Raw genomic sequence first — 10,596 nt, forward strand, 5'->3', positions numbered from 1 at the left:
GGGACATGCCCTACCAGTCCCTGATCAAGGTCTGGCTGGCCGAGGACGTGAACGAAAACCGTCGCTGAGCTGTCGTAACGGCACCTTCTCCTGCTTATCGAGGCCCCTCATGGTGCTGCAAAGGCCGCACACCGTCAGCCCGACAGAGTTTTGTCGCGCGCAGGCTTGGGCCTGTGGCGCTGCCGTGCGAAAATTCGGGATGAACCAGAACCGAGCAGCCCGAACAGATGAACACAGCGCCCACAGTGCAAGGCTGGTGCCCCGGCGCCCTGCGTCCCATGACCTCGGGCGACGGGCTGGTGGTGCGTGTGCGCCCGAGATCAGCCCGGCTGACGCGCAAGCAGGCGCTGGGCCTGTGCATACTGGCCAAGCACCACGGGATCGGGCTGCTGGATCTGACCAACCGGGCCAACCTGCAAATCAGAGGCGTCAGCGAACAGGCGCTTGAGCCCCTGCAGCAGGGCCTGGCCGAGGTTGGGCTGCTGGATGAAACACCCGAGCAGGAACAGCGGCGAAATTTTCTGGTAGCCCCCGACTGGACGCCTGGCGGCGACACGGACCAAATCGCCCGGGGGCTGCTGGAGCGCCTGCACGACCTGCCCGAGTTGCCCGCCAAGGTCGGCTTTGCCATTGATGCCGGCGTGGCCCCGATTCTGAGCGATGATTCCGCCGATTTTCGTATCGAGCGCGGCACCTCAGGGCGCCTGCTGCTGCGCGCTGACGGGCGGCCCTATGGCATGCCGCTGGAGTCTGTCGATGCGGCGGTATCGGCGCTGGTCCGGCTGGCCCACTGGTTTGCGGACAGTGGCGGTAACGAGTCCCGCCGCATGCGTCATCATCAGATGCCGCTACCGGGCTGGTTCACTGCCTCGGAAACGGCTGCACCGGCGCGCGCTCCCCTGAAACCCGGTTCCCACATGCTCGGGCTGATCGCCGGCCTGCCCTTCGGGCAGATCGAGGCCGAGGCCCTGCTGCAGGTGCTTAAAGCCAGCCCGGCCAAAGGCCTGCGGCTGACGCCCTGGCGCTGCCTGCTGCTGGAAGGCGTGAACAGCCTGCCTGCCCTGCCCGGGCGCGAATTCCCGGCGTTTCTGACCGAGCCGGACGACCCACTGCTGCGCGTGCAGGCCTGTGCCGGTGCGCCACGCTGCAGCCAAGCCACGGTGGCCACCCGCTCGCTGGCCGCGCGTCTTGCACCCAGGGTGAAGGGCACTTTGCATGTCTCCGGCTGTGCCAAGGGTTGTGCCTGTCCCAGCGCGACAGAGACATGCCTCACCGGCCGCGATGGGCAATATGATCTTGCCTTTCAGGCGCAGGCAGGCGATCCTCCGCAGCGCTCAGCTCTTACTGAAGCCGAAGTATTGAAGTTTTTCGGAGACGCCTGATGCCCTATTCGTACGAGACCGACGGCGCGTCGATCTACCGTGAGTCTTTCGCCATTATCCGCCGTGAAGCCGATCTGGCGCGGTTTTCTGCGGAAGAAGAGCCCGTGGCCGTGCGCATGATCCACTCGGCGGGCATGGTCGAGCTGGCCCCCCATATCCTGTTCAGCCCGGATTTCGCGACCAGCGCCCGGGCCGCTCTGGCCGACGGTGCGCCTATTCTGTGCGATGCGCGCATGGTGGCGCAGGGCATCACGCCTGCCCGTCTGCCGGCAGAGAACCCGATTATCTGCACCCTGCACGACGCCCCGGTGCGCGACATGGCCCGCGAGATGGGCACCACCCGCTCTGCCGCCGCGCTGGAACTCTGGCGCCCGCATCTGGCCGGCGCTGTCGTCGCCATCGGCAATGCGCCGACGGCGCTGTTTCATCTGCTCACCATGCTGGAAGACCCGACCTGCCCGCGCCCGGCCGCGATTCTGGGTTGCCCGGTGGGGTTTGTCGGCGCCGCCGAATCGAAAGAAGCCTTGTGGGAAGCCGCCCCGGTGCCCTGCGCCATAGTGCGCGGCCGGCTGGGTGGCAGCGCCATCACGGTGGGCGCGCTGAATGCGCTGGCCAGCAGGAGTGAGACATGACAAAGCCGGGGCGCATTTATGGCGTCGGCCTGGGGCCGGGCGCACAGGATCTGATGAGCGTGCGCGCCCATCGGCTGCTGACCGATGCGCGCCATGTCGCCTTTTTCCGCAAGGCCGGGCGCCAAGGTCAGGCCCGCCGCATCGCCGGTGACCTGCTGCCCGAGACGGCGCAGGAACTGCCGATGGAATACCCGGTCACCACCGAGATCCCGTTTACCGACCCGCGTTACAACGACTGCCTGGCTGAATTCTACAACGAGTGCATCGAGCGGTTGCTGGCCATTGCCGAATCCGGCGAAGACGTGGTGGTGCTGTGCGAAGGCGATCCCTTCTTCTACGGCTCCTTCATGCATCTCTATACCCGCCTGCAGGATCGCGTGCCGGTCGAGGTGGTGCCCGGCATCACCGGCATGTCTGGCGCCTGGACGGCCACCGGGCAACCGGTGACCTGGGGCGATGACATCCTGACCGTCCTGATGGCCACTTTGCCTGAAGCCGAACTGACCCGCCGCATCCGCGAAACCGATGCTGTGGTGGTGATGAAGATCGGCCGCAACCTGAGCCGCCTGCGCCGCGCGGTGAGCGAAGCCGGACGCCTGACGGATGCCTGGCTGGTGGAATACGCCGCCATGCCGGAACAGCGCGTGCGGCCACTGGCCGAAGTGGGCGATACCGTGCCCTACTTCTCGACCCTGGTCATCCACGGCCACGGGAGACGGCCATGAGCGGCTGGATCGCGGTCGCCGGTTTGGGCCCGGGCGCGCCCGAACTGGTCACCCCTGAAGTGGCGGCTGCGCTGTCTGTGGCGACCGATATTGTCGGCTATGCCAACTACGTCGAGCGGGTGCCGCCCCGGCCCGGGCTGACCCTGCACGCGTCGGACAACCGGGTGGAATACGAACGCGCCTGCCAGGCGTTGGAACTGGCCGCAGCAGGCAAGCAGGTGGTGGTGGTGTCTTCGGGTGATCCCGGGGTGTTTGCCATGGCGGCGGCGGTGTTCGAAGCGCTGGAGGAAGGCCCGGCAGAATGGCGTGAACTGGATGTGCGCATCCTGCCCGGCATTACCGCCATGCTGGCGGCCAGTGCCGAAGCCGGCGCGCCGCTGGGTCATGATTTCTGCTGCATCAACCTGTCCGACAACCTCAAGCCCTGGTCGCTGATCGAGCACCGGCTGCGTCATGCAGCGGCGGGTGATTTTGCCATGGCTTTCTACAATCCGCGCTCCAAGTCACGCCCGGAAGGCTTTGCCCGGGCACTGGAATGCCTGCGCGAGACCTGCGGTAACGACCGGCTGATACTGTTTGCCCGCGCTGTATCAACGGATGAGCAACACATACAGGTTTCCACTCTGGGCGAGGCTCGCCAGGAGATGGCCGACATGCGTACCCTGGTGATTGTCGGTTCCAGCGAGACCCGGCTGATAGAGCGCCCGCAAGGCCGCCAGCCCTGGGTCTATACGCCCCGCTCTGCCTCGGGAGAGCGCTCAGCGTCATGAGCCAGCCAGTCCAGCGCGGCCTCCACACTGTGCACTTCGGGTCGCGGCGGCACCTGCGGCCGGTCGATCATCAGCACCGGCAGGCCCAGTTGCCGCGCTGCCGTCAGCTTGGCGCGCGCGCCTTCACCGCCGGCGTTCTTGCACACCACCCGGTCGATGCGGTATTGCTCAAGCAGGGCCCGGTCCGACTCGACATCAAAGGGCCCACGCGCGATGATCAGACTGTAGTCGGGCACCGGCAGGGGCTCGGTCGGTTCTTCGACCAGACGCAGCAGATAGTGGTGCTGGGGCTGCGCCGCAAAGAGCGGCAACTGAAGCCGGCCCAGCGCCAGCATGATGCGCTCGGGCGGGCCACTCAGTGCGGCCACGGCATCATCCATATCGGGCACCGTCTGCCAGTGGTCGCCGGGCTCCGGCGTCCAGGGCGGGCGGGAGAAGGCCAGCAGCGGCACTCCGGCCTGTTCGGCCGCGGCGACCGCATTGGCGCTCATTTGCTGTGCGAACGGATGAGTGGCATCAATCAAATGGGTGATCTGGTGGTCGCGCAGGTAGCGCACCAGACCGTCGACACCACCAAAACCGCCGACCCGTATCGGCAGCGGCTGTGGCGCCAGAGCCTTCACCCGGCCGGCATAACTGAAGGTGGCGGGCAGACCGCGGTCGGCCAGCGCCCGTGCCAGGGCCGTAGCTTCGCTGCTGCCACCGAGAAGCAACACATTGATCATGGGTTTTGTCATGGATAAGGAGACGCTCTCGCCCTGGCTCACTATCGTTGGATGGGGCGAGAATGGCACAGCCGGGCTGACACCGGCAAGCCGAACCGCACTGGAACAGGCCGAGTTCATCTTTGGCGCCGAGCGGCATCTGGCGGTATTGCCCGAGGGCCTGAGCGCCACCGTGAAAACCTGGCCAGTGCCCTTTGCCGACGGCCTACCTGAGCTGCTGGCCCGACGCGGGCGCAAGGTGGTCATGCTGGCCTCGCAGGACCCCTTCTGGTTCGGGGCCGGCACGGTACTGACCGAACACCTGGATTTTTCCGAGTGGACCGCCCTGCCCGCGCCCTCCACCTTCAGCCTGGCCGCGGCGCGGCTGGGCTGGGCACTAGAACAGACCGTCTGCCTCGGCCTGCATGCTGCACCCCTGACCCGATTAAGGCCGCATCTGGCGCCGGGCCAGCGCCTGCTGGTGCTGTTGCGCAACGGCGATGCCGTGGCCGACCTGGCAACCTGGCTGGACAAGACTGGCTTTGGCCACAGCCGCATGACCGTGCTGGAGGCACTCGGCGGCGAGCGCGAACAGGTGCGCTCGTGCCGTGCAGGAGACTACGCGCTGCAGGATGTTCACCACCCGGTGGCCGTGGGCCTGGAAGTCAGCGGCGACGGGCCGGTACTGAGTTGTGGTAGTGGACTCGACGATGATCTGTTCGAGCATGACGGCCAGTTCACCAAACGCCCGATCCGTGCATTGACACTGTCGGCGCTAGCGCCAAGACCGGGCGAACTGCTGTGGGACATCGGCGCCGGGTCTGGGGCCATTGCCATCGAATGGCTGCTGGCGCATCCGGCCAATCGGGCGATTGCCTTTGAAGAGAATGCCGAGCGCGCGGTTCGTGCGCGCAGCAATGCGGACAACCTGGGCGCCGACCGCCTGACGCTGGTGGAAGGCCCGGCCCCGGACATTCTGGAGGGCCAGCCCCATCCGGATGCGGTGTTTATCGGCGGCGGCCTGTCAGAGGAACTGCTGAGCGCCCTGACCCGGCTGCTGCCTGCCGGCACCCGCCTGGTGGCCAATGCCGTGACACTGGAATCCGAAGCCCTGCTCACCCGCTGGCAGTCGGTCTGCGGCGGCGAGCTGCTGCGTGTCGAGATGGCCACCGCCAGCCCGCTGGGGAAACGCCGGGGCTGGCGCGCCCGTTATCCCATCGTACAATGGCAGACCGTTTTATGAGTGCGCGCGCAGGAGTCAGAACATGACGGTTCATTTCATCGGCGCCGGCCCGGGCGCGCCGGACCTGCTGACCCTGCGCGGGCGCGACCGCATCGCTGCCTGCCCGGTCTGCCTCTATGCCGGCTCGTTGGTGCCGGAGGCGATTCTGGAGCACTGCCCGCCCGGGGCCCGCATCGTCAACACGGCGCCTTTGTCGCTGGACGATATCATGGCGGAGATCAGTCAGGCTCATGCCGAAGGCAAGGACATCTCGCGTCTGCATTCCGGCGACCTCTCAGTCTGGTCGGCGCTGGGTGAGCAACTGCGCCGCCTGCGCCAACTGGACATCCCCTACACCATCACACCCGGCGTACCGGCCTTCGCTGCCGCTGCGGCAACGCTTGGCACCGAGCTGACGCTGCCCGGCGTGGCCCAGTCGGTAGTGCTGACCCGCACCCCGGGGCGCGCCAGTGCCATGCCGCCCGGTGAGACCCTGAGCAACTTTGCCGCCACCGGCGCAACGCTGGCGATTCATCTGTCCATCCACAACCTGAAGCAGGTGGTGGCCGACCTGGTGCCGCATTACGGCCCGGACTGCCCGACGGCGGTGGTCTGGCGCGCCAGTTGGCCGGACGAACGCGTGGTGCAGGCCAGCCTGAGCAAGATCGAACAGGCCGTGGGCGAGAGCATGACGCGCACCGCGCTGATTCTGGTCGGCCCGGCGCTGGCCGCCGAAGACTTCGACGAAAGCAGCCTCTATGCGCTGGGCTACGACCGGCGTTTCCGGCCCCAGTCAGCCGACTCCCCGTTTGCCAGCACTGCGCCAGACAACAACAGTGACGAACAGGCCGCGGAGCGTGATGCATGATCCAGTTGTGTCTGATCGGTATTGGCACCGGCAACCCGGACCATGTGACCCGGGAAGGCGAACGGCGGCTGAACGAAGCCGACCTGATTCTGCTGCCGCGCAAGGGCGACGCCAAGAGCGACCTGGTGGACCTGCGCCGCACCCTGAGTGACCAATTGCTGACCGATGACGGCCCGGCCAGAGTAATCGAGTTCGATCTGCCGCAGCGGTCTGATTCGAAAGACTACCTGGGCGCCGTCGAAGACTGGCACGACGCCATCGCCGCCCGCTGGGGAACCCTGATTGACCGGCACCTGCCACAGGGCGGCCGCGTGGCCCTGATGATCTGGGGGGATCCGTCACTCTATGACAGCAGCCTGCGCATCGCCGACCGGCTCGAACGCGCCGGCCGCAGGATGGAACTCGAGGTGGTGCCCGGCATCACCAGTTTGCAGGCACTCACTGCGGCGCACCGCATACCCCTCAACCGCCTCGCCGAACCCGTCGTCATCACCACCGGCCGCCGCCTGCGCGACCACGGCTGGCCAGAAGGTGCCGACACTATCGTCGTCATGCTCGATAGCGGCGGCGCCTTCGAAGTACTCAACGCAGAGCACTATGATATCTGGTGGGGCGCCTACCTCGGCATGCCCCACCAGCACCTGATTTCCGGGCCGCTCAATGACGTCAGCAGCGACATCCTGCGCGAACGCGCCCGACTGCGCGAGCAGCATGGGTGGATTATGGATACCTATTTGTTGCGGTGGCAGGAATCAGACTAAAGCAGCCTCTTGCTTGGGCTGTGCTCCTATGAGCTTCTATTTTCGGTATTTTAACGCGGAATACACCTTGCCTTTGTCTCGTTTGCCAACCGCCAGGACTATGACAACCAGCTCATCGTCGACCACTTCGTACGCCAGCCGATAACCTGCGGACCTCAGTTTGATCTTGTAAACGGATTCATAGCCACTCAACTTGTCAGCAGGCACTCTGGGGTTTTCGAGTCTTGCTGCCAGCTTTTTCTTGAACTGGCTTTTTACCGGCCCGCCCAGCTTTTGCCATTCCTTCAGGGCGACTGGCAGGAACTTGAGCTTATAGGTCATCCAGAGACACCGACACGGCCTGCTCCTTGTCCGCCAAGCGCTCTTCAACGAGCCTGGAAAGCTCGTAATCCTCGATCATGTCCATCAGGGCCTCATAGGTCTCCGCCGGAATCAGGTAGGCTGCGGGCTTGTTATGATTCAAGACTGCAATGGGTGACCCACTGGCCTGTGCCAGCAGGGCGGAGGGGTTTTTCTTCAATTCCGAGATGCTGACGGAAAAATCGGCATGGACTTGACGCATGGAGCCCCCCTAAAAAGGACCAATATTTGGCACTTATTATAGGTCTTTCTTGACTGCTATGCCACCCACCGAAATATGCCTTGCAAGCCAGGAAGCCCGCTGCATCAAGCAGTCGACCTCGGCCCACTCAACACCGGCCTGGGCACAGGCCGCAGGTGCGCCAACGAAGAACAAGCAAACTCATTCAGGACTATTCTCCGCCTTGATCGTCTATCGATTTCTTGATGTAGTTGTCAAACAAATAGGTGCACAAAGGCGCGACAAACACGTAGGCCCAAGCAATCAAGGCAGTATAAACCCACTGTCTATAAAATATGGACGCCAGAAAAGCCACAGTAACGATCATATATGCAGCCAAAGGCTTGCCCTTCCTGAAATACTTCAAGTACATCCGCATTTAATCCCCGATCAACTTGAATATGTTGTCTCCTGGGCACACAGCCCAGGAGACAATTTTGCGGTTAATTCCGGATACGATTCCACACAGATGTTGCTACAGCAGTATCAGCTGCAGCACCTGCTGTACCACCCATCTTCATGCCGGTTTTACCGTATGAGGACGCAGCTGCGGCTTTGGCTGCTTTACTTGCGCCATGTCGAGCCGCAATGCCAGCACCCAGCTTCGCAGCACCTTTAGCGCCTGCTACGGCAAGAGGTACAGCAAACACTACTCCACCATTCACATTTTGAACTTGCTTCATATCCATCGCTTTCATTTGAAATCTCCTGTTTCTCATTTCAAAAGCCTCAGCCTAGACCACCTGTTAGGTCTGTGTTTGGCCGAGTATGTTGGAGCAGATGTATGATTTATTCATACATCTGATTTGCTCGACTGAGCAAATTCCAGTAGTGCACCCTGTTCAGCAACTGATGACTGTAAAGTGCAATGCCGACACTGTGTTTTCCGATTCAAGCGGTACTTCAATTGCCTGCAACAATCTTCGTCTCTGGTGGAAATCGACAACACTGTGGTGAAGATACAGACGGGCTCCATTCGTGCCCACTCACCCCAGGTTTAGTCCGGACCATTCTGTGACAGGTTTCACTTTTGTTTCCCTCTTCCCCGCTTCAGGCTCTCGGCCCACTCAACACCGGCCTCGGTAATGGCCCGCGCAATGCCGGCCAGAGCGCTGCCATTTAGAGCATCCAGTCGGCGCTCCAGAACGTTGCGGCCAGCAAAAGGCTGCCGCTCCGGCCAGCAGGAAGAAGGGTCGATAGGGAGCCTGTTGCAGATCATGATGCATCGTGCGTGTATTGTCCTACTGTGACAAGCAGCGAGGCGAAGTTGACACTCAAGCCACATTTGGACAAACTAAAACCAAATGGATTGGGCAGTCCCGGTCGGCGTCTATACCTCGGTGGTTTCATCGGGGTTTTTCGCTTTTTGGGGAAGGGTAAATTTTCATACCCATTCCCTCATAGCCAATTCCAACGCCTTCTCGGCCACCTTCGCAGTAGAACTTTTCCCTAAGAACATCAAAGGCCCTGTTGGGCTGATCTGGTCTCAATGTTTTCAGCCCGATCGGTCTCGCTACCAGATCAGCGAGCTGAAGTCCTGATGACATCACTTTCTTGTCCGCCGCCAGAATCTCGAACGGCAATGGTATTCCCAATCGATTGTTGCCATCACATATCCGACGAAATTCAAGTTCCAACTCCTTGTCTTCCCTCTCGCCCCTTCGCTCTACCACAATATGTGTTTTCTTCTCGGACTCCTGCTTTTCTGCGAGAAACTCGTGCAGGGTCTCCATGCAGAAGCCAAGTGCAATATGATAGGCATTGTCGTCTGTGTCTTGTCGCTTCAGAGCACGCTTATCAATTGTGGTACTGATCAATATAAAATTGCTGAACTCGATAATTTGAGTCAACTCTTTCATAAACTGTCGCTGATGTTCCCTTGACTTGAAGATGTTAAACAGTCCAGTGCGCCGCCCTATCTCATTCTCGTGCAGAACCACCTGATCATGTCCGAAATGGTTGAACTTGAACTTCTCCAGCGCCGGAACTATCACTTCACTTTAGTGCCGCTTATGAAACACACAGAAGGCCAGAACAAATACCGGATAGCTCTCATCCAGGCTTTGCAGATTATGGTCACCACTTTCGTCGACATAGACTATATATTTTGAAAAATCCGATTCTGGAGTCTTGCGGCCGGGTTTATGGCTACTGACCTTCTTCAGGTTTTCCTTGTCGAACTCGAATAATGAAAGCTGCCCCGATTCCCTTTTTCCTTCCGATTCTTTCGCCATAACCAGACTGTCCATCCGTTCATGATTGGTGCTGCGCAAGCTCTGCTCGAGCCAGATACTTTTACCATGATCTGGCTGCTTGAAAAACGAACTTAGCGTTCAGCATGTCGCATTCAGACCCGTCAAAATGCACAGAGGTTCTTTGACTGAACCCCCGCATGAGTTACGATGACAGATCATCGAACAGGTGCTCCGAAGCCGTCTCGGCAATGGAGATAATCGGGAAGTATGGTGAGGCTGCAAGGCCGATTCCATCGCTGCCCCCGCATCGGTAATGGACAGTTGCTGTTCCTCTGCACTTGCCACTGGCCCCCTGGGCTGGGAAGGCGCAGAAGATCAAGTCCGAGCCCGAAGACCGGCCTGCTCGAACACCCACATTCTCACAGGGTACGGCGGGTACCCGAGGGTTTCAGTATGACGTGCTTCAAACCCGTTGCCGGGGTGCCTCGATCATGAGCACCGCACAGCAACCTGACTATCCGTTTTCCGCAGTTGTCGGGCAGGACAGCCTGAAAACCGCGCTGATTCTCAATGCCATCAATCCGCGTATCGGCGGGCTGCTGATCAGTGGTCCGCGGGGCAGTGCCAAGTCTACACTGGCGCGGGGCCTGGCCGATATTCTGCCGGCGGCCGAAGATGGCGCGACACCTCCTTTTGTCAATCTGCCTCTGGGTACTACCGAAGATCGCCTCACCGGCACGCTGGATCTGCAGCAGGC

Annotated in this window: 14 protein-coding genes and 1 riboswitch; of the genes, 8 read left to right on the forward strand and 6 right to left on the reverse strand. The window is 61.6% G+C overall.

Translation table 11 applies throughout. The annotated features are described in order from the left end of the window. The first annotated feature begins 227 nt into the window (after positions 1-227). From LAT62_RS14440 to cobJ, 4 genes are read left to right on the forward strand one after another with little or no spacing between them, the layout of a single operon-like run. Positions 228-1,382, forward strand: coding sequence for a cobalamin biosynthesis protein CobG (locus tag LAT62_RS14440; protein ID WP_293385452.1), 1,155 nt, complete (start codon positions 228-230; stop codon positions 1,380-1,382). Beyond that, positions 1,382-2,014, forward strand: coding sequence for a precorrin-8X methylmutase (locus LAT62_RS14445; RefSeq protein ID WP_293385455.1), 633 nt, complete (start codon positions 1,382-1,384; stop codon positions 2,012-2,014). The genes LAT62_RS14440 and LAT62_RS14445 overlap by 1 nt, the downstream gene beginning before the upstream one ends. Then, positions 2,011-2,739: a precorrin-2 C(20)-methyltransferase gene (gene cobI / locus LAT62_RS14450; RefSeq protein WP_293385458.1), complete on the forward strand. Its 729-nt coding sequence runs from the start codon at positions 2,011-2,013 to the stop codon at positions 2,737-2,739. The genes LAT62_RS14445 and cobI overlap by 4 nt, the downstream gene beginning before the upstream one ends. Further along, positions 2,736-3,509, forward strand: coding sequence for a precorrin-3B C(17)-methyltransferase (cobJ, locus tag LAT62_RS14455; RefSeq protein WP_293385461.1), 774 nt, complete (start codon positions 2,736-2,738; stop codon positions 3,507-3,509). The genes cobI and cobJ overlap by 4 nt, the downstream gene beginning before the upstream one ends. Here cobJ and LAT62_RS14460 read toward each other — a convergent pair. Beyond that, positions 3,467-4,246 (reverse strand): cobalt-precorrin-6A reductase, encoded by a 780-nt coding sequence (locus LAT62_RS14460; protein ID WP_293385465.1) that lies wholly within the window; start codon positions 4,244-4,246, stop codon positions 3,467-3,469. The genes cobJ and LAT62_RS14460 overlap by 43 nt on opposite strands. Here LAT62_RS14460 and cbiE point away from each other — a divergent pair. Genes cbiE through cobF form a run of 3 tightly spaced genes read left to right on the forward strand, consistent with a single transcriptional unit; the run spans position 4,245 to position 7,064 of the window. Then, the gene (gene cbiE / locus LAT62_RS14465) at positions 4,245-5,456 is read left to right on the forward strand and encodes a precorrin-6y C5,15-methyltransferase (decarboxylating) subunit CbiE (protein WP_293385468.1); all 1,212 of its coding nucleotides are present in this window, start codon (positions 4,245-4,247) and stop codon (positions 5,454-5,456) included. The genes LAT62_RS14460 and cbiE overlap by 2 nt on opposite strands. A gap of 22 nt (positions 5,457-5,478) precedes the next feature. Then, positions 5,479-6,303: a precorrin-4 C(11)-methyltransferase gene (gene cobM, locus LAT62_RS14470; protein ID WP_293385471.1), complete on the forward strand. Its 825-nt coding sequence runs from the start codon at positions 5,479-5,481 to the stop codon at positions 6,301-6,303. Further along, the gene (cobF, locus tag LAT62_RS14475) at positions 6,300-7,064 is read left to right on the forward strand and encodes a precorrin-6A synthase (deacetylating) (RefSeq protein WP_293385474.1); all 765 of its coding nucleotides are present in this window, start codon (positions 6,300-6,302) and stop codon (positions 7,062-7,064) included. Before cobM ends, cobF begins: the two co-directional genes overlap by 4 nt. A gap of 36 nt (positions 7,065-7,100) precedes the next feature. Here cobF and LAT62_RS14480 read toward each other — a convergent pair whose 3' ends face one another. From LAT62_RS14480 to LAT62_RS14500, 5 genes are all read right to left on the reverse strand, one after another. Continuing rightward, positions 7,101-7,385, reverse strand: a complete 285-nt coding sequence (locus LAT62_RS14480; protein ID WP_293385477.1) for a type II toxin-antitoxin system RelE/ParE family toxin — start codon at positions 7,383-7,385, stop codon at positions 7,101-7,103. Then, the gene (locus tag LAT62_RS14485; RefSeq protein WP_293385480.1) at positions 7,375-7,626 is read right to left on the reverse strand and encodes a type II toxin-antitoxin system Phd/YefM family antitoxin; all 252 of its coding nucleotides are present in this window, start codon (positions 7,624-7,626) and stop codon (positions 7,375-7,377) included. The genes LAT62_RS14480 and LAT62_RS14485 overlap by 11 nt, the downstream gene beginning before the upstream one ends. A gap of 461 nt (positions 7,627-8,087) precedes the next feature. Then, complete coding sequence (locus LAT62_RS14490) at positions 8,088-8,342, reverse strand: hypothetical protein (protein ID WP_293385483.1); 255 nt, start codon at positions 8,340-8,342, stop codon at positions 8,088-8,090. Between the two features lie 648 nt (positions 8,343-8,990). Then, complete coding sequence (locus LAT62_RS14495) at positions 8,991-9,638, reverse strand: DUF3800 domain-containing protein (protein WP_367120568.1); 648 nt, start codon at positions 9,636-9,638, stop codon at positions 8,991-8,993. 6 nt (positions 9,639-9,644) lie between these two features. Beyond that, on the reverse strand, positions 9,645-9,917 hold the full coding sequence (locus tag LAT62_RS14500) for a DUF3800 domain-containing protein (RefSeq protein WP_293385489.1): 273 nt from the start codon (positions 9,915-9,917) through the stop codon (positions 9,645-9,647). A gap of 129 nt (positions 9,918-10,046) precedes the next feature. Next, positions 10,047-10,257: riboswitch (cobalamin riboswitch) on the forward strand. Positions 10,258-10,330: 73 nt separating this feature from the next. Between LAT62_RS14500 and LAT62_RS14505 the strand changes: the two genes are divergently transcribed. Beyond that, positions 10,331-10,596 (forward strand): ATP-binding protein (locus tag LAT62_RS14505; protein ID WP_293385492.1); only part of this gene is annotated, 266 nt, incomplete at its 3' end.

The organism is Natronospirillum sp. (assembly GCF_022565775.1).
Classification (GTDB): Bacteria; Pseudomonadota; Gammaproteobacteria; order Pseudomonadales; family Natronospirillaceae; genus Natronospirillum.